The 23,233-nt window shown below is 39.3% G+C and carries 29 protein-coding genes and 1 pseudogene; 21 read left to right on the forward strand and 9 right to left on the reverse strand.

Annotated elements, in window-relative coordinates:
- Positions 1–82: 82 nt before the first annotated feature.
- The 12 genes and pseudogenes from HWQ47_RS11915 to HWQ47_RS11970 all read left to right on the forward strand — a co-directional run bounded on the left by HWQ47_RS11915 (position 83) and on the right by HWQ47_RS11970 (position 10,559).
- Positions 83–1,348, forward strand: a complete 1,266-nt coding sequence (locus HWQ47_RS11915; protein ID WP_269971329.1) for a tyrosine-type recombinase/integrase — start codon at positions 83–85, stop codon at positions 1,346–1,348.
- Between the two features lie 374 nt (positions 1,349–1,722).
- Positions 1,723–2,907: an HNH endonuclease gene (locus HWQ47_RS11920; protein ID WP_269971330.1), complete on the forward strand. Its 1,185-nt coding sequence runs from the start codon at positions 1,723–1,725 to the stop codon at positions 2,905–2,907.
- Positions 2,908–3,295: 388 nt separating this feature from the next.
- Positions 3,296–3,703, forward strand: a complete 408-nt coding sequence (locus tag HWQ47_RS11925) for a LexA family protein (protein ID WP_269971331.1) — start codon at positions 3,296–3,298, stop codon at positions 3,701–3,703.
- 1 nt (position 3,704) lies between these two features.
- On the forward strand, positions 3,705–4,961 hold the full coding sequence (locus HWQ47_RS11930) for a Y-family DNA polymerase (protein WP_269971332.1): 1,257 nt from the start codon (positions 3,705–3,707) through the stop codon (positions 4,959–4,961).
- 246 nt (positions 4,962–5,207) lie between these two features.
- Positions 5,208–5,489, forward strand: coding sequence for a hypothetical protein (locus HWQ47_RS11935; protein ID WP_269971333.1), 282 nt, complete (start codon positions 5,208–5,210; stop codon positions 5,487–5,489).
- 146 nt (positions 5,490–5,635) lie between these two features.
- Positions 5,636–5,797 (forward strand): annotated as a pseudogene (locus HWQ47_RS11940) (DUF4113 domain-containing protein); the annotation flags it as partial.
- A gap of 148 nt (positions 5,798–5,945) precedes the next feature.
- Positions 5,946–6,665, forward strand: coding sequence for a hypothetical protein (locus tag HWQ47_RS11945; protein WP_269971334.1), 720 nt, complete (start codon positions 5,946–5,948; stop codon positions 6,663–6,665).
- Between the two features lie 533 nt (positions 6,666–7,198).
- Positions 7,199–7,867 (forward strand): hypothetical protein, encoded by a 669-nt coding sequence (locus HWQ47_RS11950; protein WP_269971335.1) that lies wholly within the window; start codon positions 7,199–7,201, stop codon positions 7,865–7,867.
- 118 nt (positions 7,868–7,985) lie between these two features.
- On the forward strand, positions 7,986–8,600 hold the full coding sequence (locus HWQ47_RS11955; RefSeq protein WP_269971336.1) for a hypothetical protein: 615 nt from the start codon (positions 7,986–7,988) through the stop codon (positions 8,598–8,600).
- Between the two features lie 125 nt (positions 8,601–8,725).
- On the forward strand, positions 8,726–9,085 hold the full coding sequence (locus tag HWQ47_RS11960) for a hypothetical protein (RefSeq protein ID WP_269971337.1): 360 nt from the start codon (positions 8,726–8,728) through the stop codon (positions 9,083–9,085).
- A 132-nt stretch (positions 9,086–9,217) separates the two neighbouring features.
- Complete coding sequence (locus HWQ47_RS11965) at positions 9,218–10,069, forward strand: ParA family protein (RefSeq protein WP_269971338.1); 852 nt, start codon at positions 9,218–9,220, stop codon at positions 10,067–10,069.
- Entirely contained in the window at positions 10,062–10,559 is a 498-nt protein-coding gene (locus tag HWQ47_RS11970; protein ID WP_269971339.1) for a hypothetical protein, read from the forward strand. Before HWQ47_RS11965 ends, HWQ47_RS11970 begins: the two co-directional genes overlap by 8 nt.
- 289 nt (positions 10,560–10,848) lie before the next feature.
- On the opposite strand, the gene HWQ47_RS11975 is transcribed toward HWQ47_RS11970, so the two are convergent.
- Positions 10,849–11,586, reverse strand: coding sequence for a DNA/RNA non-specific endonuclease (locus HWQ47_RS11975; RefSeq protein WP_269971340.1), 738 nt, complete (start codon positions 11,584–11,586; stop codon positions 10,849–10,851).
- 256 nt (positions 11,587–11,842) lie between these two features.
- Between HWQ47_RS11975 and HWQ47_RS11980 the strand changes: the two genes are divergently transcribed.
- A complete protein-coding gene (locus HWQ47_RS11980; protein WP_269971341.1) occupies positions 11,843–14,485 on the forward strand; it encodes a P-loop NTPase fold protein in 2,643 nt (880 codons plus the stop codon).
- A gap of 179 nt (positions 14,486–14,664) precedes the next feature.
- On the opposite strand, the gene HWQ47_RS11985 is transcribed toward HWQ47_RS11980, so the two are convergent.
- Genes HWQ47_RS11985 through HWQ47_RS12015 form a run of 7 tightly spaced genes read right to left on the reverse strand, consistent with a single transcriptional unit; the run spans position 14,665 to position 18,360 of the window.
- Complete coding sequence (locus tag HWQ47_RS11985) at positions 14,665–15,072, reverse strand: hypothetical protein (protein ID WP_269971342.1); 408 nt, start codon at positions 15,070–15,072, stop codon at positions 14,665–14,667.
- A 12-nt stretch (positions 15,073–15,084) separates the two neighbouring features.
- Positions 15,085–15,270, reverse strand: coding sequence for a hypothetical protein (locus tag HWQ47_RS11990; protein WP_269971343.1), 186 nt, complete (start codon positions 15,268–15,270; stop codon positions 15,085–15,087).
- Positions 15,270–15,491 carry a helix-turn-helix transcriptional regulator gene (locus tag HWQ47_RS11995; protein ID WP_269971344.1) on the reverse strand — a complete coding sequence of 74 codons (222 nt, stop codon included), beginning with the start codon at positions 15,489–15,491 and terminating at the stop codon, positions 15,270–15,272. Before HWQ47_RS11995 ends, HWQ47_RS11990 begins: the two co-directional genes overlap by 1 nt.
- A 51-nt stretch (positions 15,492–15,542) precedes the next feature.
- Positions 15,543–16,475: a RecT family recombinase gene (locus HWQ47_RS12000; protein ID WP_269971345.1), complete on the reverse strand. Its 933-nt coding sequence runs from the start codon at positions 16,473–16,475 to the stop codon at positions 15,543–15,545.
- Entirely contained in the window at positions 16,475–17,689 is a 1,215-nt protein-coding gene (locus HWQ47_RS12005; protein ID WP_269971346.1) for a PD-(D/E)XK nuclease-like domain-containing protein, read from the reverse strand. Before HWQ47_RS12005 ends, HWQ47_RS12000 begins: the two co-directional genes overlap by 1 nt.
- Positions 17,682–18,035, reverse strand: a complete 354-nt coding sequence (locus HWQ47_RS12010) for a hypothetical protein (protein ID WP_269971347.1) — start codon at positions 18,033–18,035, stop codon at positions 17,682–17,684. The genes HWQ47_RS12005 and HWQ47_RS12010 overlap by 8 nt, the downstream gene beginning before the upstream one ends.
- The gene (locus HWQ47_RS12015) at positions 18,025–18,360 is read right to left on the reverse strand and encodes a hypothetical protein (RefSeq protein ID WP_269971348.1); all 336 of its coding nucleotides are present in this window, start codon (positions 18,358–18,360) and stop codon (positions 18,025–18,027) included. The genes HWQ47_RS12010 and HWQ47_RS12015 overlap by 11 nt, the downstream gene beginning before the upstream one ends.
- A gap of 154 nt (positions 18,361–18,514) precedes the next feature.
- Between HWQ47_RS12015 and HWQ47_RS12020 the strand changes: the two genes are divergently transcribed.
- Together HWQ47_RS12020 and HWQ47_RS12025 are read left to right on the forward strand one after the other, a co-directional pair.
- The gene (locus HWQ47_RS12020) at positions 18,515–18,784 is read left to right on the forward strand and encodes a hypothetical protein (protein ID WP_269971349.1); all 270 of its coding nucleotides are present in this window, start codon (positions 18,515–18,517) and stop codon (positions 18,782–18,784) included.
- Between the two features lie 43 nt (positions 18,785–18,827).
- Positions 18,828–19,325 (forward strand): hypothetical protein, encoded by a 498-nt coding sequence (locus HWQ47_RS12025; RefSeq protein WP_269971350.1) that lies wholly within the window; start codon positions 18,828–18,830, stop codon positions 19,323–19,325.
- A 326-nt stretch (positions 19,326–19,651) separates the two neighbouring features.
- Here HWQ47_RS12025 and HWQ47_RS12030 read toward each other — a convergent pair whose 3' ends face one another.
- Positions 19,652–20,146: a helix-turn-helix domain-containing protein gene (locus HWQ47_RS12030; RefSeq protein WP_269971351.1), complete on the reverse strand. Its 495-nt coding sequence runs from the start codon at positions 20,144–20,146 to the stop codon at positions 19,652–19,654.
- 193 nt (positions 20,147–20,339) lie between these two features.
- Between HWQ47_RS12030 and HWQ47_RS28075 the strand changes: the two genes are divergently transcribed.
- The 6 genes from HWQ47_RS28075 (at position 20,340) to HWQ47_RS12055 (ending at position 23,200) form a co-directional block, all read left to right on the forward strand.
- Positions 20,340–20,525, forward strand: a complete 186-nt coding sequence (locus tag HWQ47_RS28075) for a YdaS family helix-turn-helix protein (protein ID WP_443020113.1) — start codon at positions 20,340–20,342, stop codon at positions 20,523–20,525.
- Between the two features lie 123 nt (positions 20,526–20,648).
- Positions 20,649–21,464: a helix-turn-helix domain-containing protein gene (locus HWQ47_RS12035; protein WP_269971352.1), complete on the forward strand. Its 816-nt coding sequence runs from the start codon at positions 20,649–20,651 to the stop codon at positions 21,462–21,464.
- Between the two features lie 52 nt (positions 21,465–21,516).
- Positions 21,517–21,975: a hypothetical protein gene (locus HWQ47_RS12040; RefSeq protein WP_269971353.1), complete on the forward strand. Its 459-nt coding sequence runs from the start codon at positions 21,517–21,519 to the stop codon at positions 21,973–21,975.
- Between the two features lie 17 nt (positions 21,976–21,992).
- Positions 21,993–22,214: a hypothetical protein gene (locus HWQ47_RS12045; RefSeq protein ID WP_269971354.1), complete on the forward strand. Its 222-nt coding sequence runs from the start codon at positions 21,993–21,995 to the stop codon at positions 22,212–22,214.
- A 43-nt stretch (positions 22,215–22,257) separates the two neighbouring features.
- Positions 22,258–22,671, forward strand: coding sequence for a hypothetical protein (locus HWQ47_RS12050; protein WP_269971355.1), 414 nt, complete (start codon positions 22,258–22,260; stop codon positions 22,669–22,671).
- Positions 22,658–23,200, forward strand: a complete 543-nt coding sequence (locus tag HWQ47_RS12055) for a hypothetical protein (protein ID WP_269971356.1) — start codon at positions 22,658–22,660, stop codon at positions 23,198–23,200. Before HWQ47_RS12050 ends, HWQ47_RS12055 begins: the two co-directional genes overlap by 14 nt.
- Positions 23,201–23,233: the final 33 nt, after the last annotated feature.

Below are 23,233 nucleotides of genomic sequence, written 5' to 3' on the forward strand. Positions count from 1 at the left end.
TGTTTTATTCCGTACCATAGTACTTCACGATTTTTGTACCAAACTGTGTACAGAATTTTAGCTTTTAGATAGAGAAGGTCTTATGGCTATTATCGACTCTTGGTTAAAAACAACAAACGGACAACTCCAATCAAAGGCGTTTGAACGAAGCGATCGTGATGGGCTGAGTGTTAGGGTTAGCAAGAAAGGTAAAATTACTTTTCAAATGCGATACCGTTACCAAGACAAGCCTATTCGTATTTCAATCGGCTCCTATCCAAATGTAACCTTAAAGTCTGCTCGAGAGGTTTGCGTTGCATACCGTGCAGAACTCGAGAAAGGGTTCGACCCTCGTATTGTTATCCGCGATGAAGCTGTTCAGAAGAATGAGCTAACGACAGCAGTGTTTTTTGAAGAGTGGTTTAAATCAAAATTTGAGATAACGAGAAGTAACATTAAAGAAGATACGTTGCTTGAATATAAGAACGTAGTCCGCAGACATATCTTACCTAAACTCGGAAAATACCCCATAGAACATATCACGTTGAGCAAATGGCTCGATCTCTTTGAGTCGCTAGCGAGTACAGTTCCGTCCGCTGCAAGGCTAGGGCTTGGTGTTTGTCGTCGTGCTTTGAAGTGGGGGGTTAGAAGAAAGCTCATCACAGTTAACCAACTGGCCAATATTGAAGCCAAAGAGGATCTAAATATTACACGTAACACCCGTAAGCGAGTGTTTACCGATGAAGAATTAGCAGTGCTGCTTAGAGCTGTTGAGTTTTGTGATATGGAGCCTAGCAGACGTATATTCATTTTCATGGAGCTATTTTTTGGTTGTCGATCCCATGAATTACGTCTGGCTAAAAAGTCTCATTTTGACTTAGATAGGTTGATTTGGACTGTCCCTCCTGAAAATCACAAAACGGGATCTAAATCTGGTCACTCCATTGTCAGACCAATAATTACAGAGATCGTGCCAATTATTGAGATGCTTAAGGAGTTATCACAAACTGAGTACATGTTTTACTCTAAGGACCTGGTTGGCGAAGTGTTCGAAAAATCGCAGGTTTCTCGGTTTGCGCATACCGTTCAAAACTGGATAAAGCGTAATGAGCCAAACATGGAATTTCCGTATTGGAGTATGCATGATTTACGTAGAACCCAGCGAACCCGCATGTCTAAAATCACCCGCACCGAAGTGGCTGAAACGATGCTGGGTCATAAGCTTGCCGGTATGCAGTCTATTTATGACCATCATGATTATATTGAGGAACAATCTGCTGCTTACACGATTTGGTGGAACCAGCTGCAACGTATCAAGAGTCCTGAAGATCCATCTAGTAATGTGGTCGAATTGAAAATATCCCATTAAGGCTAATGGGGGTCAATGATGATCCGCCTTTGTCGCTTATGTTTCGATTTTAGTGCCCATTATGAGTTACACAGCTGTCAGATTTTTATGGAGTGCTATTAATTTTTGTCTAAATATCCCTAAAATTATGCTTAATCAGTGCACGGCATTCAGGAGATACGAGGCAAGTTTGTTCAACCTGCAAATATGACAGTGCGGTTTTACAAGTAATAATTTAAAGGGGTTATAAATTAATTGCTTATCGATATACGTGCTTATAAGTTTAATCAGATAATCGCCCAAGACGTATATACAAATATTAGCTATAAAATGTATTCTTGTCATTTGGCTTATATAATAATTTCAATATATTAAATATGGTAGTAGGGATTTAGATGGCGAGTATAGAAAGTGCTTTATTAACGGAGTCTTGTGCGTTGTGTAATATCCCTTGGGGTGTGTCAAGACATAGTCCTGAACACATAATTCCAGAGTCTATTGGCGGAAGAAAAACGGTGACAGGATTTATATGTGAGTCTTGCAATAATGACAGTGGTGGAACTTGGGATAAGGAATTGAGTTCACAGCTAAAAAGCTTTTCTGCATTGCTTGGTGTGAAGCGTCAAAAGGGGAAAAAGCCATTTTTTGACTTTCAGACAAGGGCTGGGGAATCTATTAGATTCGAAGTTGATGGGACGTTAAGTTTTACTGGTAAGTCAACAGTAACAGATACTATAGATCCGTCCAAAGGGACTGGAAATGTTTCTGTGAGGGCTAGAACACACGGGCAAGCTGATAAAATAATGGAAGGTCTCAAAAATAAGTATTTAAAAATGGGAGCTAAAACGGTTACTTTTAGTAAACGAGAATCTACTCAGTATTTTCAGCAACAAGTACCCATACAAACATCCTTTGGTGGGGATTTTGCCGGAAAATCGTTAGTGAAATCAGTGTGGGCTCTTGCCGCACTGAGTGAGATTGAGCCTTCATCTTGCGAGAAAGCATATGATTACTTGGTAAATGGCGGTGAGACATGTTTTGGGTATTTTTACAGTAGAGATCTTTTAAGTTCTAGGCCAGCAGATATTATCCACTGCGTCGCTATAAAAGGAGTTCCCTCGAAAGGATTGTTGTTGGGGTATGTGGAATATTTTTCAGTTTTACGGGTGGTTGTGTGTTTGTCGGAAAATTATTCTGGTACTGAATTTATAAATACATATTCCATAAACCCCACAACAGCTGAAGTCCTTGAGCTTGATGTGGATTTAAATTTTGGTGCTCATGAAATAAAAGATATCTATGATCATAAATATTTTGATAATGATGAACTGAAAAATTGTCTAGCCCGCCTTTCTCTGCTGTCATGTCAGAGATCTATAAAGCTAAATTTGCAAAAGTATCTTGAGCAAGTAACTAAAGACGTTTGTATAGAATATGGATTTGACGAAGAGCAAGACCTTACTGATGAAGAATATATGATGTTTTGTAATCGCATTATAGAATTAATCATTCCCTTTTATGAGCGGGAGTTAGGCCTCCAAAGGAAGTCTGCCATGGAGAATAATGATATTATAGAATAAGAGATCGTTTCCGTTTGTGGGCCAAAGTTGACAATACAATCGACAGCGACCTATTTTGCTCGGCTCATTAATGTCTAATTGTTAGTCAACAGAACATTTCTGCAACTGTACTCACATATAACTCAATCCGAGTGATTCTTTTTCTGAAGTTTACATTGAAAGAACCTTCTACCTTCATTTGCTCTAAGCGTATTGAAAAGCTTCAAGGAAATGCTAAGAGTCGTTGTGAATCCACTGAATATTTAAACCTGCTCGCTGTTTGTTCGACTAGACGGTTAAACACCCAATTCACTGTTTTTATTTGATTTATAATCTATATACATATAAATATTCGCAGGAAATCAACTGTTGATATATACTGTATATAAAAACAGTGCTTGGTTGGATTATGCGTGTAATACTATATAAAGCAAGTGCGGGGATCACCGGCTTCGAAAGCCCTGCTACAGATTACAGTCAACTTCCATTAAGTCTTGACGAGCTTCTTATTGAGCATCCTAGCGCGACATTTATCGGTCAAGCGCAGGGCGACTCAATGCAAGGAGTGGGGATTTTTGACGGTGATATTCTTATTGTTGATCGTCATGTTGTGATTAGAAATAACGATGTAGTTGTGGCCAATTACAATGGTGAGTTTGTCTGTAAAATCATTGATACCCGCTCGCGTCAGCTATTGTCTTCAAACGAGTTGCACCAGCCTATTCCCATCCATGAATATGATACTTTCTCTATAGAGGAAGTGGTGACACGTTCTATTCGTTGTCATCGTCCTAGCTCGCTATTAAGTTGTGAATGATATGTTTGCCCTAGTCGATGCCAACTCCTTTTACTGCAGTGCCGAACAAGTCTTTCGCCCTGATTGGCGTGGTAAGCCTATTATTGTTTTATCGAACAACGATGGTTGTGTGGTAGCGGCAAACCGCCAAGCAAAAGAGGCTGGCGTTCCTCGATTTTCGCCGTATTTTCAGATTAAGGTTTTATGTCAACAAAAGAGCGTCATTGCACTTTCTTCAAACTATGAACTTTACGGTGACTTGTCCGCTAAGATGATGCAGGTCATTGGCCGTTTTGCACCTGAGCAGCATGTTTACTCGATAGATGAATCCTTTCTTTCTTTTGCGCATTGTTATCCTGCAATTCCTTGCTTGCATTCACAGGCTCAAGCTATACGTCGCGCTGTTTGGAAAGAGGTGAGATTACCCGTGTGTGTGGGAATCGGTGAAACACTGACGCTAGCCAAAGTAGCTAATCATGCCGCTAAGAAAATTCAAGGCTATGACGGTGTCTGCGTTATCGATAGTGAAGCTAAGCGAATTGAAATTTTACAGCAGTTAGAAACCGCTGACGTGTGGGGGATAGGTCGTCGTTTAAGTAAAAAGCTCACATTAATGAATATCAGGACTGCTTTTGATTTGGCTAAAATGCCGCCTGGTTTAGCGCGTAAGCAATTCAGTATTGAAGTTGAGCGGACTGTAAGGGAGCTAAACGGGCAAATTTGCAAACAATGGGATGAGGCTAGGGCAGATAAAAAGCAGATATTCTCAACGCGAAGTGTCGGTGAGCGGATAACTGACTTTGAACAACTGCATCAAGCCCTTTCTAAACACGCCGCTATTGCTGCTACAAAAGCACGCAAACAAGGCTCAAGCTGTAAGAGTATGCTGGTGTTTGCATCTAATTCACCTTATGACGAAAGGCCACTGAGCTATAAAACAACAATTCACTTCCCTTGCCCAACAGATGATACAACAGAGATAACCGCGGCAGTTTCTAATGTTGTGAGTCAGCTTTATCGCCCTGGCGTTCGTTACTATCGAATTGGTGTGGGCTTGATTGATTTAACCAGTACTCATCATGCCCAGTTAGATCTATTTAATGCATCAAAATCTAACCCCGCACTTATGCGTGTTTATGATGGTATTAATCAACGTTTCGGTACCGATACGCTATTTTTAGCGGCTCAAGGAACAGAGCAAAAGTGGACCATGAGAAGGGATCTACTGACTCCTCAGTACACCACCAATTGGAATAGCCTCCCACAGATTAAGTGCTGAGTATTGTATTGGCTAAACTTGTTTTCACTCTAAATGCCTTAAAGTTATTTAGGGTGGAATATTATTTCTATTCAATTGCTTATGTGGTGACAGCGGTTTGTTTTTCACATAATATATATTTTCAATAATGAGCTGGAAATAGTGGATAGTATTACTTATTCATAACATATCAAGCTATAGGTAGTACTGAATTTGTAAGGCACAAACTACAGAGAAAGTGACCCCGTTTAATCAAGGATATTGATCATGAAACTAAGTTTTGAAGAAATTGAATTATTACAAAAAGCTTTACTTTCACACCGTCGGAAAGTTGAAGAAAAAGATGGTCAAAGTAATCCAGAGTTTTTGGCATCGGCTCAATTAATGGATAAATTGTCTGTTAACCATGATGGTGCAGAGATTAAATTCTTTCCTAAAAGTAATGATAGGGTAATTGATAGCGAGAAGAATGATATTGATAGTGCAATAACATTAAAGCATTTTCCTAATGAAGATAATGCAAGGTTGGTCAAGGCTCTATTAGGATAGGGGCATTATAGATACAACTTAAAGTGAGCTGTTTAGACTTGATTATGTAACTTAATCAAAATCCAGAAGGTAATCTTTTACCTTCTGGATCTTTAGATACTCTGTTTTATGCAGCTTAACTAACGGGTGTTGTAGAGCGGGATGACTCTGCGCTTATGAATGTCTATGATGATATTAATCAACGTTTCGGTACTGATACACTATTTTTAGCGGCTCAAGGGACGGAGCAGAAATGGACCATGCGGCGTGATCTACTCACGCCACAATACACAATCAAGTGGGGATGTGTGCCGCAGATCAAGTGCTGAAAAACTTGGGAGGTAAATCATTTCTTCCCCAAAGTGAGTTTGGAACGATAGACATCTAATTTTACCAACCCTAAGTTTGACTCAGTTTATCTAATCCATATAGAGTGCTTGTATCGATTAAAAACTACCTGATGGACGAGTAGAAGAAGTGAATACATATACACATCATCATATTGAACGCTTTTATAAAAAATTTATAAGTAGAACTTTTGATCAAGATGATGTCGCTATGTTTATAGTATTAGCTAGAGATTACACACCTAAAGGAAGTATCTTTCGCGAGTTTGGTGATTTTTTAGCACACCCTGATGAAAAAAATCGTGGTCTTGTGATCAAATCGTTTCAAGAGGTCATTAATTTTTTTGATGAAAATACACTAGAAACTTTTGCGGGAGCAGAACTGCCAAAAAAAATAAGCTTAGGCATCGGCGCACTTGATGAAGTGATGACTAGTTTATGCGCTATCTTTGCACTGGTTGGAATTGAGCATGAAGTAGAGTCTAGAAACGAACTACGTTTCCGTGATTTTGTTTTTTGTCTGATATTTTTACTTGGGAACTGTCGTTTGAAGATGAATGGTCAACTAGTAAAGATTCAGGTTAAGTACGGCAACGGTCTTTCTCTTTCCATTTCATATGAAAGTGCAAGTTATCAAAGGCATTATCTTTCCTTTAACTTAATGTTGTTATGCGGTGTGTGGCCTCAGAGTATGTCTACCGAGAAGAAACTGAGTGGGTATATTGTTAGGAGATTTTCAAATGGATGTTTGGGAGCTATTCCATACGAGTTAGATGAGCCTTGTTTTGATAAGGACATGCAATCGTTTGAGAGAGGGGTTATTTGGCCTTTAAATGATTATAGATTTTAGCTTGATTCGTTAATACATAATCCACCACTGGACACGACTACACATTCCTAGTCTAAGTTTCTTTTGCCCCTTTATGCGTTACCTCCAGTAATTTGTCCTATGCAGCACTAACCTCTTTGCAATACGTTTCCTCATCAGTCTGAAAGGTAAGGATTTCGTCTAGCGACAACCTCTAAGTTCATCAGTGTTTGCACTTTTATACAGTATTATTGGTTTTGTGCGGTTAACCTCCAAATTATGTGCAATCAGTTCACGGTTAGCTATTGAGTGAAAATAAAAATAGATGTAAATTCAGCAAGATGAAAGTGTGCGACCTTGAATCGCTGAGATAACAGGAAAGCAAAGCGTGCGACTAAGTTTTGCCCCAGTGTATATTGGATGCAATTTAGCTGTGCATGTCTCAATACTTTGTATTAATGAGGTTTATAGTGTTGATGCCCGTGCACGCTTTCCCGAGAGGACTTGGCAAAACACGCAAGTCGTATATACAAATGTTATGTATAAAACCAACAATGTAGTTAATGGTACTTTTTATGTCACCTGAAGTAATGCACTGTTTGAAAAATGAGATGAAAGTTATATGGAGTCATTTTGAGAATAAATACTTAAGCTTCTCACCGGCTCAACAAGCTGTCATATGTGCTGAGATTGAAAAAATGCTGGAAGCATCAAAATTAATAAAAGCTGGAAATTTACTAGCTCAAAAGTTTAATGATTTTTACTTTGAAAATGGTGATGTTTTATTAAATGAGTTCTTACAGTCTTTGTTTGATTGCTTTAAGCAATGGCAAAATCATGATGGGATAGAACTTCAAAAAAGTATTTATGCGCATACAAATCGAGGCACTGATAACTGGTTCCCAGTCGTATTGATCGATCGAAAAATCAGTGAGTGCAAACTCGAAGGTGACGATATAACGCTGTATCGAGGCTGTGACGAAAGCGAATTTGAAACACAAGAATTCAAAAAAAGACAATCCTGGACTAGTGATTTCTCTATAGCCAAAACCTTTGCTTTTCATCATCCATCAAGCAGAGCATTAATTGAAAAAAGAGTTGTGGTAGAAGCTGTAGTAAATAGAAATGATATTCTTTGGGACAGAGGAATTGAATCAGAAATGGTTCTTAAAGAAGGTTTTTCGCCAACATCGTCAACTGTTGCAATGACCTATGATGATTACAAAGCCCAGAGAACAGCATAGCTAGCTCGGTGCAATTTATACATAACAAGTGCGTCAAATGGGACGCCTTCGGCGCCCCTTACGCAGGCGTTATGTGTTTGGCGAGTATTGGATCTAGGTTTGGAGTTAAGAAATAATAATGACTAAAAAAGAAACTCGTTTGAAGCGAAAGAAAATGGCTCGTGCGCATCTAAGAAGCAAGCGAGCAAAATTAGAGAGACTAAAGGCTAGATTGATTCCACGAGTAAGACACATTGATGGTTTTACTAAAGAAACATTTGAAAGTTATTATTCGCGTTGGCATAAATCTCTAAAAAATATACCCGTATGTGTGGTTGAACAATGGGCTTATGAGCACAATGATGAATTTATAGAACATTGGTCAAAGTTATTACCTCGGAAGTGGAAGTTTCATTTGAAAGGTTTAACTACAGAGCAAGTTATGAGTATTCAAATGCTTGAGTGTAATCGTAAAAATTATGAAGCCGCAGGTATACTTTGTATTGATCAAAAATATGCTCAAACTACGCTTTCAAACTATATGTTTGATGAGTATACCTTTCCTAGACCGCTCATCGTTTTTGCAAAGAATGAAGCTTTAACTCATCCAAGAAGCTACGGGGAAGTTGTTTTTGACCAAGAGTTTAACCTTGCAGAGGGGCACACTCGTTTAGGATTGTTTAGAGCTATGCATTCAAGAAACTCGTATTTCATTGAAAAACATGATGTATGGAACATTGAAACAAACACATAACAATCGCCTCAACCTGACTGCCAACCTATGGCATTTTTGGTTCGGTTTGGCTTGGCTTGTGTGATTATGGTGGTCTGTTTGAGTGTGGTGCAGTTGGCAGCAAGTTAAGCGGGCGTTAAGTGCTTATGATGGAATCGCGCAAAACTCTAGTTACAAAGCTAGTTGAGTATATAGCTCCAATTGATGACATTCTGGAAGAGCTCAAGTCATATGGCTGGGATTCAGAAATAGACTTGGTGACTTTAAAGCCATCCCACCTGGTAAATGTACTGGAACGCTTTATCTCCGATGATTTAAGTGATGTTCATGTCAGAGACTGGACTAATGGAATCGAGCATCGAGAGGATATTGGACTTCTTAGTGAGTACAAGGATACATTGGATGAAATGATATTTTGGTTAGCCAATTCAGCTATTAATTATCCAATAACAAAAGACTTAGCTAAACGTGTTATTAAGAGTATACAGTCAAATAATGTGCAGTAAGCACTTAACAAGCGCCTGCAATCTGATCTCCGGCAGTTAAGGCGGGCGTTAGCTGACTATCGAGCTTAAGCACATTTAATTCTGTATATATATGATACTGTTGGGTGTTTCATAACATAAGAAAGGTTTAACATGACAACAGTAGTATCGATGATAAACATGAAAGGTGGTGTAGGTAAAACTACATTAACTTTTAACCTAGCATGGCATTGTGCGTGGAAGAAAAACCTAAAAGTTCTTGCTATCGACCTTGACCCCCAATCTAACCTTAGTCAATATTTTATGGGGGCGGAAAAGTATGTACAGCATCTAGATGATGAAAATAGAACAGTAGTAGACATTTTTGAGCAATTCTCAGCGCCCACTCGAACAAGCGGGGCGCCAACCTCTCTAGTACCTGAAGATGTAATTGTTAACTTGCATCGGTGGACAGATGGAAGCTTAATTGACTTAATTCCATGTCGTTTAGAATTAGCGTGGACCTTGAAAAACCCAACAGATAAATCACATCTCCTACCAAGATTTATATCAACGATCGCGGATGATTATGATCTTATTTTGATTGATTGTGCTCCAACGGAGTCTATTCTAACTACCGCCGCGTATCGTTCAAGCAGGTATGTCTTTGTACCAGTTAAGCCAGAGTTTTTAGCTACAATCGGTTTACCCCTTCTTGTGCGCTCGATTGATGAATTCAAAATGCTACACCATGACCAACAGCTGGATATGGGTGGTATAATATTTAACGGGTTAAGAAGAACAGGTACACCTCCAGAGCAACAACAATCAATGCGTAATGTTAGAAAGCTAGCGAATGAATATGGGTGGTCGGTTTTTGATAGCTCAGCTCATCATTCAGACTCTTATCCAGCAGGTTCGAGGGACAGTAAGCCTATCTTTCAAACAAGTTATGCTCGAGATTATGTTGTCTCTGAGTTCGCTGAAGTTGCAACAGAGTTTTTAGAGGCAATTGGCTATGAATAAAAAGGAACGTCAAGCACTATTGAAGATTCTCTTGGTTCGAGAAGAACTCACTGATAAAGAATTCAATAACGTGATTGAGTTTATTAGAGCTGAGTTGAGTGATGGGCAAGATACTGAAAAAACAATCAAGAAACAATTTTCATCTAAAAAGAAAAGCTGGGACTCTATCACGACATTAATATTGTCACTAAAAGATACGGAAAATGAAAAGTATCAGATTATCAATGGGTTGCATAAGTTAATGCAAGATGGAAGTATCCTAAAAACAGTATCAGAGGCTCGGAAATTTGGTAACGTATTAGGTCTAAAAGATACTAGCAGCCAAAGCAAGTCGGATATTATTTATAATATTATTGAAGCGCTGGTAGGAATGGAAAGTAGAACTGTAGCACAGATGGTCTCCAAGATGGAGACGACAACAGATAAACACGATGAGTCATATCACCGTTTATCCGAATTCATTATCGAATCAGGTAAAGGTGCGTCGTAAGTTCAGCTGACAAGCATTTAAGGGGGACTCTCAACGCTTGGTATTTTTCATTCCATCGTTGGGTTTCGTGTTTATGGCGCATTGGCTTAGTTTCGTGGTAGCGTTGCTCACACATTAACGCGGCGCTACCGTACATCCGATTACTATACTTTTGCTAATACAAATACTAATATGAATTTGCAGAGCTTTAGCACTACGCATTTTTGTCGCCAAATAGCTTAGAACTAGCATTCTAAGACATTTTCAAAAAAGCGTAGTAAGTAAGAGGGGATTTCGATATCCTCTTATTCTAACAACCCAATCTTTTCAAAATCTGACTGCCATCTTTCAATTTGCTTGGTAGCGAATAGGGCACAACCTGCCTCAAATCTGAAATCGATTTCTTCGTTGTACAGTAATCAGTACTGCGAGTTAAAGATTGGCTCATTAAAAATGCGGCTGAATTACCTTTATGGTCATATACGATTTTGTAGTAATCGGATGGAATAGAGTGGACCTCATCCGCTTTAGGCAATCCGTCCATTTGCTTGTTGTACAGAGTGCCAGTAATGACATAAAGGTTTTCTCGAAAGCCTACGGCATCTCTAACCGCTTCTTCTAAATTCTTCCAAGGCCCTTGGTTTAAACCCTTTGCCTGAGGTGTGATGTTGGATAAATAATTCAACGTTGACCAGTATCTACTTCCTACAAAGCTAGCTAAAGGAGCCTGATGGCCTCGGTCAACACCTAGCTTGTTTGATGCGTCAGTGTAGTCACCTTTTTCTAACCGCTCATCCTCTTCGAGTAGCGGATTATTTTTCCAGGTGCGATTGGTTGTATTGCCAAAATTCATCACATCCACTTCATAAGCGACCCAATCAGCGAACTGAGTTTTTTGGCTTTGAGAAAGTGCATACAAACGCTCAAATATTACGACATTGCCTTTAATCTCAAGGCTTGGGCAACCGATAGGGCAGTTCGGGGTGCGAAACTCAGTAGCTTGTAGAGGTACTGAGAACAGGAAAGCTAGCGTTATCCATTTCTTCATTTTAAGGTCCTTTTATTAATGTATAGAGCAAGCTAACACAAACTTTGAGTCGCTTGTATTTTGTTAGAAAAATCAGCTGATTTTTCTCGAATTGGGTTTGATTATAGTTTTATATGTGTTTCTTGTTTTAGGTGGGCATTTTTTCTTGAATTTTGAAAATTATTCTTTAAAAATAATGCTTTACTAAAATATGTATAAATGTGAAAATCAAGTAATACATAAAAATCAATGCTTTAAAAAACAAAAGTAGGATTTCATGTTCAAACGTTGGTTCGATTTACTTTGTCTATCTGTGGTTGCAGCAACTGCACTATATTTTCTCCATCCATTAATTCAAAGTAAAACCTTTTTAGCCTGGACTGATTTTATAACGAAGCAACCATATTTAGTGCAGGCGGCTTTGTACTTTAGTTCTGGATTATTAATTAAGCAGTTGCTAAATGTAACTGGTGACTACAGCATAGAGCAAGAAAGTCCACTTTATGCTCTAAAACGTCTCAAATATCCTCCAGCCCGTTATGCCATCTTCTTGGTTGTAATCCATATAATGCTATACCTTCAATTCAGTGATTTATTGGCTTTTACGATGGTATTAACTTTTTCTTCTGAAATGATCTTATTGTTAATATTCATTTTACTAGGGATAGTTTGGTGTGGTGGGTTTACTATCCCTTTAAGATGGGTTTATGCGAAATTTAGATCAAATACCGTAGCTGAGAAACCAGTGGGTACAGTATGCGTTAATCGGATGAGTGATTGGCTTAATACAGATGATTCTAGTCAAAATTTGGATGATGACTTATTAAATAGAAAGGCATTGGTCGAAAGAATTACTGAAAGGCTAAATAAATCAGGTGGTTGTCATCGTGGTAATCATATGCTTGCTGGTGTGTTTGGTAGTGGTAAATCTAGTGTTATTCACTTTGTTAAAGATCAACTTAGAAAGGAAAATAAAGAGGAATGGCTATTTTGCACATTTGATAGCTGGGGTCGTATCAAAGATGGTTTACATGGACAGAAACTAATTCTTGAAATGATGATTAATGAGATTGGTAGAGTAACAAGTGTTGTAGGGCTACAGGGTCTGCCTGATGCATACCTTGGTGCACTTAGTGGTCTAGGATCAAATTGGAAACGAGTTGTTTCATTTTTAAAGATAACAAACCTTAATCCAGATAAACAGTTGCAAGAAATCGAGTTTATCCTGAATTGTCTAGATCTTAAAATGTTAGTTTGTATCGAGGATTTAGATCGTAATAATGACAGTAAAAACCTGGCTAACGAGATTGCTCCTCTATTGGACAGATTAGTTAAAATAAAGAATGTAAGCTTTATATTCACAATAGGCTATGAAGAACATTTATCTCCAGTTGTTACGAGAGTAACTCAATATCGAGAAGATTTAGTAATTGATGGGTTGAAATTAGAAAGTATTCTAACGGATTTTCGGAAGGAGTGCTTTGTTATTATTGACGATTTTAATCCATTGAGTTATATAGATGGAACTAAGAATCCTGATAGTTGGAAGTTTGTTGAACAGTATGTATCAAGTGCAGACTACGCTTCTACAAATAGAATTTACTTTAACTTTCTTGTCTTATACTTTTCAAGTATAAGAAGTTTAAAATATATTTTAAGAGATGTCATATACTCATGGGAACATTCAAAACTTGCCGGAGAAGTCAATTTTGATGATTTGCTGTTGATGACGATTTTGAAGTTTGAAGAGCCTTTAGCTTATGATTTTATTGTTGAAAATAAAAATATCGTCGGAAAAGGGCTCGGTTTATACAATGATAAAATGCTATTGGAACAGTGGTCTTTAATAGAGGGTGAGTTGAATAACTTAGACTCTGCAAAAGCTATTGTAGGATATATTATTAATTTAAAGTATATGGATAAGTCGGCTAAAATTGGTGGGTTGAATGATAAATCTGGGTTAATGCAGTGTATCGGGGCTAATCGCGATAAGAAATACCTTAATAGTATAATTGCGAATAGTATAGAATTTGGTGAGAAAGGAAATTTATCAGACTTTAAAATTGTCAGCTTTATAAAGTATCTATTAGATAATATGCAGGGCTTAAATTTTGATGACGCTATGGGGATATCTTTGGATAAATATTCACATTTGATTAATCATCCAGACTTCTATAATACGATTAAGCATTTATGTGGAATTATTGATGATAACGTTAAAGATTACTGTATTATATTTTCTAGGTTAGCACTTTATGAGCTTGATGTAATTGTACAGTGTCACGCTGGGGGGGGGGATGATAAGAATAAAATAGTAGATGGAAATCAGGTTTTTTTTAAGTACAGCAACTTGTTAAATCAAGTATTTGAAAGAGTTAAAGGTAAGGTGGAAGGGGACGTTATGTTGATTGATTTATTACAGAAAATAACATCCAAACATGTTGATAAATCCTTATGTGATAATTGGTGGGTTACATATCTTGTGACGTCTAACTATAACGTAACACAATATTCAAAAAACCTATTGGAGTGTTTGTTAAAGCGTGTGCCTTCATTAGATTGTTTACAGTTAGATAATTTAAAGAACATGTTTTATTCTGTTAGGAACGTATGTGGTAGTGATCCCAATACTGCTGATTTATTTATTCTGGATTGTATAATAAAATCGAAATTTTCTAATTGTTGTAAGGTTGATCTATTATATTGGGCAGTAAGCGGGCTGGTAGGAAGTAAAACTTTTAATTGTTACATCGACAACAAAAAACCTGAGTTTATGTCCATTGTAAATTCTGTAAGTGAAGACGAGTTAATAGGAAAGGATATAAAGTTATTTATAATGAAAATTAAAGATAAGTATAATAAAGATAAGCTATTAAAATTTTCTGCGGAAGATAACGATGCCAATTTAGTTACATCTTAAAAGTTAGCGCATTTACTATTTTGGGCATCAGAGAAAATATCATGCACTAAAGGACCAAACTTAGCGTTAATCCCCCCAGAACAGCGCTGCTGGCGTTTGCCATTGGTCGCCCACTTCCTTTAGAAGGTGTGTGGGTTGTTGTTTTAGTTGCTCAAGTCGCTGCACATAGGGATTAGTCATTACTTCACTCCTACAAGTTCATTGCGTTGAGTGGTGTTAAGTTGATCCGAGTCGATCCACTTTGGTGTTACTTGTTGAATCACCCATTCATAGATAGCTTTTTTAGTTTTAGGGTTCACTTTCCCAGTATCTATTCTATGCCTAATACTTAAGTCTCTATGAAGCTCTTGCTTGTTCGCTAGCTCGATATACGTGTTACATAAGGTTGGCGTTGATAGTGAATAGCTCAAGCGAACGGCTTTCATTTTCTTAAACTTGATAAGGGTATTCCGTTTAACCAGCGCTTCATATTCGTCTTCAGTTAGCTCTTTGGCAGGCTTACCTTTGACCTTTTTACCGAATCTTTTGGTTGTTTTAAGGGCATCTTTCTTAGCTGCTGTCATTGAAATACCGTATACGTAGAACATAACGCCTCCTAATCAACATTGAAGCAGGATTGCATTGAGCTTCTGGGCATGAAGAATGGCTTTGTCCTTTTGACTGACAAAGCGTCCCCCAAGTAAAATCCAGCCGTGTTTATGTGCTTTCACTGTCGCTTTACCGACGAGAATATCGCCATGCTCACATTTATCTTCAGGCGGTATTTCGACGACGTTTGATGTCATTAGAACGTTTGTGTTTCTTGCTCTACCCATGAGATCACCTCCGATAGTCTGTAGCGACCAGGGAAAGGCTCGGTTGTTGTTTCTGGGAACCCTGGCTTTTCTGCGAGTCGATAAACCGTACTTCTGCTTATCCCAAGCACTCGGGCTAGTTGAGTCTTGTTGAAATACTCTTGTGTACTAGATCCTTTCTCTTTGTGAGCTTTGAGTTCTTTATCAAACATGGTTCTCTCCTTACGGTATTTAGGTCAGAGGCTGCAATTGGCAGCTAGAATTCAGGCCACTTCACCTGTTTCGGTATCTACAGGAGCAAACTCACGCTGACGTTTTTTAAAGTCGGCACCTAAGCTTTTGCGCTCCTCAGGGGTAATGAGACTGGCTTTAAATTTCTTTGCGACTTCAAAGCCGACTTCGTTGAGTTCATCAAGATTGCTCACTGATAGAATTGCCAATACCAGTTCATCAAATACACGATTGTTCTTCTCAACTGGATCTATGACGTCACCGCTTAGGACTTGGTCTAACTTGGATTTATGGCCGTTGCTGTTTGCTTGCGGGTTAAGTTCACGCTCTTTAATAGGGGAGACTTGCAGTTCATCACTTGAGTACACACCCAAAATCACGGCTGGTGCGTAAAGGCGAGCCCAGTATTTTACGGCTAAATATGCGGCCTGTTGTTTTGGGGCCGTCATCCATAAAGGGGAATTCTTAGTGGTCACATTGGCAGGGAATAGGGGCTCTCCCCATTGGATCTCTGTTTCGCCAGCAAGTATGGCCCCCACTTGAACCCAGCTGTCTGGCGTGATCTTGGTGCCTTTGTTAACATTGACGCCTGCAGTATTACTCGATACGACGCCTACATTGTCACCGTCAACTTGCCAACCGCCACCATATTGATAGTGGAAACGTCCATTTATGGCTTTGCTTGAAGAAATCACAGCATTAACTAATTGTGCTTCGTAACCTAAGACACCGTTAACCAAATGGGTTTTCTGTGCGACGGCGTAAGGGTTCATTTTCCACTGCGCGGCTTGCATCACGATTGCCATACAATCGGCGGGAGATCCTTGAAGATGTTTAGGGACGGTCACTTTTCCTTCACTCATAAGGTGGGCTAAGTTGCTCATCTGCTGCATAGCTTCAATGTTCAACACCATGTCGGTAGTGCTGGCGATGCTAGGGCGATCTATTGCTATTTGATTATCCATTATGCTGCGTGCTCCATGTTGTTTTCAGCTTCAAGCTGTTCGAGTTCATCTAATTCCCAGTTATTGAGTGAAACCATAACGGCTTCGTTGGTGTATGCAGGCCAGATGTTTGATTCCATGCATTGGGCTAGTTCGCGCATGGCTTTACGATATTTGAGATAGCCGAGGCGTTTTGTTTTAACGTTAAACACAACGGGTGCAGTGATAACAAAGGGTCGGCTTGACTCAATAACGAAAAAGACAAATTCATTGGCACCACTCACATCGGTATAGAGGGCGTCTTGAATGTGGTAACCAAGCTTCTTGGCTTTAGCACCAAAGAAACGTGGATCTGCACTGGCGTCACTTTTGAGATCAACAATCAGATCGTCAATTTGATAATCGGGACGGCATTTGATTATCAAGCCCGTTTTATCGCGTTTAAAGATGCTGCGTTCAGCAACACCCCCAGTTGATAGGGCTTTAGCGGTAGGGTTGGATTTAAGCGATTGACGTAAGATGGGCATATCGTCCCATTGATCTTGAGTCAGTACTATTTGCCCAGCTTCATCTGCATCTGCTTTAACTGCTTTCCAGTCGTTACCAGCACGGCGCTTAATGCTGTCTGGTTGACGAACGTAGCTGCTATCGAATAACCAAGGTTCAAGGACAACGGTATGTATTGCTTTCCCCATATCGAAGTATGATTTTTCGCTTTGTGGGATAAGCCCATCGATATACTTGGCTTTGTACTTTTGTGGACATTCGATGAATAGCTTTAGTTTGCTGCAGCTGACACCAATAACGGCGTGATAAGTGGTGTCGGGTAAGTCATCGATGATGAGCTTTTCACCTAGCTTTAATAGCTCTAAACGGGCATTAAGGCTATCGACTGTCCAGTGACATTGAGTCATAAAACCGGCAAAGGGATCATCTTGTTCAGTCAGTTGAACGTGAACCTCTTCCTTTATTACAGTTGTTTCGGTATCCGCTGTGTCAGTAACGGTAATGTCTGCATCTTCATCAGTGACTTCAACAAAAGAAGAAGCGATGTTCTTTTTAAAATGACTTCGGTTGTAATCTTCACTTCTCAAAAACGCTTCTGCAGTGCGTTCGGCCTCGGCCAGTTCGTTAGCATCCACGATATATGACAGCTCGAAGATATTTTTAGGTGCCTTAGCCATGGGTTTGAAAGTGAGTTTAAAGCGTTTGAGAGTGAGCATTGAGCTAGTCATAGTCGACTCCATTATCTAGTTGGGCCTGTAGCAAATCAGGTGCGATAACGTTGGCAAGGCGATTGAGCTCAGTGTCAATGATTGACTCGACAGCTGAATTCATTCTGTTTGAATAATGTTCTAGGTAGGCGGTTGTAACGACTTGCTGCAATTCCCCATCTTCAGCCAGCGACTCAATCACGGTATAAATGCTGTGTCCTTCAACGGTTTCGCCTAAATCAAAGAGTTTCAAAATCCATTCGGCTTTTGCTGAGATAGCTTCTGACTTAGCTTCTTGATAGCAGCTTTGTGTAAGTCGGCAGTTTTCTGATGAATAGCTGAGTTCTTGCATGCGATTAAGCAACATGTTGACCTCCAGTTACAAAAGGAAATTGGCTAGTGGTGTTATTTACAGCGTCATAAATTGAGATTTGATAATTCTGCGAGCTAACTCTGAGGCCAAAATCATCCCCAAGCTTTCCTTTGCAATCAAAGTATTCGCTGTCAAACATTTGTGATGGGTGATTGATATACAAATGCTTTGAAAGTGCTTTAGCTCTTTGAATCACTCTGTGGCAATTGGTTAATGGATCTTTATTCCTACTCGCCATAAGGCATGCAAAGCGAAGTGAAAGTAATAGGCGAAACTCTATCTTCTCTTTTTCCGTTTTTGGGGTTGTAGTTAAAATCATCTCATCCTCACGTTTTGTATTTTAATATACATAATGTATGTTCGCAGTTTGAGTTTGTCAATACAATATGTATAATGAATGTGTTTATGGTTTCAGGCAGCCTTAAAAGTTGGTACGATTTGATCTAGTTTGATTAAATAAGAGTAAATAATTTATGAATGTAACAGTCGTGGGAATACATAATGTTGCTGTGAGTTTGGTGGAAGAGGAAAGCTCTAAACCTGAGATAGATAACACAAGTTCAACATCAACCAAGCCATCGAGTTCTGAAGACTCTGTTACTTTATCCAGTGAGGCTATTTCTCTTTTAGAGCTAGAGGTAAATATGATGGGGAATGGAAGCGGGAATGAACCACCAAGCATAAATAAACCTTTAGTATCAGAGATTAAAGGGAATGGGAGTGGGAATGAACCACCTAATTAATTATTAAATACTTCTATCGGTCCTATTCTAAGTGGGGTGTACTGTGAATAATGGAATATGGAATTTAGCTCTTTATCAGAATGGGCTTATGATTTTTATTGGATATGTTTTTTGTTTTATTTTTTGGCTATTTAAAAATCGAACCGTAAATTCATTTTTTATTTGCTTCATGGTTTGGGTTTTCGCAAACTTGCTAATGAATATCATTGAACCATCTTTGTATCGAGCAACGGGGAATGTTCATTTAGACCGATTTATATGGTATTTTAGTTTTGCATTTATCGATTTTATAGCTATTTATACCATTTATAGATGGCATAAATTTGAAAAGTTGAATTACAATCGTGACAGTATTGTAGTATGTTTGCTGTTAGCTATTTTAATGTTTTTACAGATGGTGAGATATATTGAGCGGCAAGTATTTGGTAGTGATCTATTAAAGGTTATTTACAGTGAGGGGATTCCACTGTTAAATACATTTGCTCTTGTTTATCTTATGTTTTCTTCAACATTACAGGGAAGGAAGTTGAAAAATGTTTAATATAATCACTGTCTCCATCTTCGTTGTCTTCTTTACCTTTGCATTGTATTTTATTTTTAGAATAGTTCAAAAGACTGATATTACATGTTTAGTTGATGATGAAAGTGTGAGTACTGGCGTAAATTGTGAACATTACTATAGCGAACTAATTAAAATAGCGATGGATAGGGCTGCTGCAGAAGAATATAATGATAATATAGTGGAGTATATGCGAACTCTAAAGTTATGTGATGAACGCTTAATAGCGGTCTCAAAAAGAGTTAGGGCCGCTAATAAGTTACACCTAAGGAATGCTAGTTAAAGGAACATGACAACCTAGAAAGTTTCTAACCTGTTGCTTGTTTTATAAAATCCTGAATTTCAATAACTGCTGATATTTTGTCAGTAGATTGATAATCAGCCTTTGATAAAATTCGCGCAGCTTTTAAAATATTATCAGGTCCTACCTTTTCATAAACTTTAAAAAAAACTTCAACATCATCAGTAGAAATTTCAATAGCCCTTGCAAGTAACTTTAATGCGTCAGTTAAGTGCTGCTCTGATATGTCTTGAACATTGTCACGTTGTTTGGTCTCACCCACAGGTATATCTTCACCAAATAGGTCCGACATACTAATATGCAAGAGTTCCGATAACTTGATAAGCCCGTTTAAAGAAGGTTCCCTTCTTCCATTAAAGTAATGACCAATAGCACCTTTGGTGGTCACTCCAAAGATATCAAGGAGGTCACCTTGCTGAATACTATTATGCTTCATAAGCACTTCGGCATTCACTGCCCATTTTGGTTTAGCCATACCCTGAATTAACTCCAAAACACCCATATATATAGTCTCCTTAGATAATACACATTGTATTATATCACCACAACATGACAAAATGTATTGTTTTGGTTTGCCGTTCAGACTATTTGGTGTATATTCGGGTATACAAAATGTATACTTGAGGTCGATTATGACATTAAAAAAATACTATGACAGCTTGTGTCGTCCAGACAGACCAGTGTTTATTTTGCGAATGGAAACGTTGCTAAATAAATCTGAGGCTTCAGTGCGTTCTTATATAAATGGACATCGTACTATTCAGCCTCAAGACGTTCGAAAGATTGTAGAGGCAACTGGCGGGAAGGTGTTTGAGTACCAACTAAGACCTGATGTTTATCCTGTTCCCATAGTTATTAACGCTGTAGAACGAGATGAATGAGCAAGCTCGTAGAAAATTTGGTGACAAAAACAGGTTTCATATTCATGTCGAGGCATTACTCAAGCAAATTTCTGCTGTTCATTTGACTAGATTAGCTGTGTTGATTGAACCGGGGATCCTCGTATGAGTATGGAGTTGATGGTGTTGGCCATGAAAGCGAAGGTCGGTAACAGTGCTAAGAAATTAGTGCTGCTTAAGATTGCCGATAACGCTGATGAAAATGGGGAATGTTGGCCCACCTACGAATCGATAGCAAATCATTGCGAAATGTCGCGTAGAACGGTTATCAGGCATATGGAGCAGATGATTTCAGATGGTATTTTGTCTAAAGAGATTCGCAAAGGGGGACCAAAAGGAAACCGCAGTAATGTGTTCCTGATTTCAATTTCTAAGCTGAAGGATTTAGCCGAAGCAACGGGTGACAATTTGACACCCGTACGGGTGACAGAGGATCACCCCACGGGTGACACAGGATCACCCAGAACTAAAGATCTTAAAGATCTAGATCTTAAAAGATCTTCGTCCGGCACAAGCGCCGAACCAGAAAACACACCCAAATCGAAAAAGTTTGATTACACCGCAGACGATTTGAAACTCAGCGAGTGGATTCTATCCAGGATCAAAATCATCTTGCCCTGTGTCAAACAACCCAACATGAATTCATGGTCAAACACGATCCGTTTGATGCGAGAGATCGACGGACTGACTCACAAACAAATTTCTGAGCAGTTTGATTGGATAAGCCGTGATCCGTTTTGGTCAACCAACATCCTAAGTCCTGAAAAGCTCAGAAAACAATGGGACACCATCACCGCGAGGAGACAGCCACATGGAAAATTTGCAAACAGCAATCAACAGAACCATCGACATGAAAGCGCACTCTTTGAAAGCCCACAAGCAAATCTCGACGCCCTCATGCGCAGATCTGACTCTACGTGACACCATGGCAACGGTGTATTTTTTTTAGCGCTTAAAACGAGTTTATGGCGCGATGTTTGAAATAACATTCCCAACCCAAAACGCATTGTTAGATTCACAAGATGAATGGAAAAGCCTGATAGGCAAACTTGAACGTGAAAACATCGATGCTGGTATTGAACGACTCAAGAGCTTGATGACCGAAGACGTCAATTACAAGTGGCCAAATATCCCTTTGACCATTGGCTTGTGTAAACGCCATAAAACGCATGCGTGTCACAAAGCGAACTTTCCTAAGCTACCTGAACTATCAACGGCACAAATGCAGGAGAATAGAGCTAAAACCCTTCATAAGCTGAAAAAACTTGCTCAGGTACATCCCATTCATTTTGCAATCAAGACAGACGTAACCGAGAGGGTATTGAGCCCTGATGAGTTAGCCATAAAACGTCAACGCCAAGACTTTGAAAGGCAGATTTTGTCTGAAGCTAAGATGAAATATTCGCATTTAAATGCATCATCTCAACGCTAATTAAACACACCTGACCAATGAGATTGCATACGGGGAAGAGCAGGGCAGAACGTGATGCTGTCGAGCTTGATAAACAACGCTGGTTTAAAGCCTGGTCTCAATTGAGACATTACAACCATCATCAGATCTGCAATTGGCTTGAAACATTACCCAAAGACGAACAAAAAGATATGCGACGCCGACTCAATGCTATGCGCGGTACGGTCCAGAGAGTTCATCAACAGAGGCCCAAACCGTGAATGAACTGGCCGTGAACATCGATATGGCGTTGAGCACCATCAAATGAGGTCAATACATTTGGATGAGTATCGTCAATTGGCTAAAGCCAAACCACGAACAGGTAAAAACAAAGGCAACGCTAAGGCACAAGCTGCCAAGCTCGCGCTTGATGTCGCTTTGCACTTACTTGAACTGCCAGCTTATGAAAAAGAAGTGAGGTTTCATCCAGTTCGACAATGGCGTTTTGATTATGCGTGGCCAGATCTAAAAATTGCACTGGAGATACACGGCGGCGTCTTTGCCGATGGCCGTCACAACAGAGGCAAAGGCTTTACCGATGACAGAGTCAAAATGAACTCGGCCCAGCTATTGGGTTGGACCGTCATCGAAGCGACGACTGCACAGGTTAACAATGGGCAAATGTTGCAATGGGTAACGACCGCAATCGAATCCAGGAGTTGTGATGCATCCAATTAGACTGATATCTAAACTGGCGCCAAAGGCCATTAATTATCATTCTGCAGGGCGGGGCAGTGCGATAGATGTGATTGACTGGCGTACGGCAGCGCATGCGTTATCTGGTTTGTCACAAGAGGCAAGTGATTGGGCGTGGTACCGATTTGCAGGACAAGATGACAAACTGCCTAAAGTCGTCCGTGCCTTGACCATGTATGTGACGCTGTTTATCAAAATACGACATTACAAAATTAAACCTGACACACTTACCGGGATAATAAACGTCTCTATTCTAGAGTTCACTCAGCCGTTATGCCGTACCTGCAGTGGCGAGGGTAGCGAACCAATCACTAAAACCGTGTGCAAGCCATGTTGTGGTACGGGTAGACAAGGGATATCCAGACGACAACGCTGCAGTGTCATTGGTATCGACCACAAGAATTACACCAAAAACCATGATGAAGTGTCGAAAGAAATATTACGGTTATTATCAGCGTGGGAGCACGATATTTTTATGAATGTGCGCAAGAAAATGGGTGATATGTTTTAACTAAATTGCGCAAACCAGAAGTGCGCAGAATTG

Origin of the sequence: Shewanella sp. MTB7 (genome assembly GCF_027571385.1) — a bacterium.
GTDB lineage: Bacteria > Pseudomonadota > Gammaproteobacteria > Enterobacterales > Shewanellaceae > Shewanella.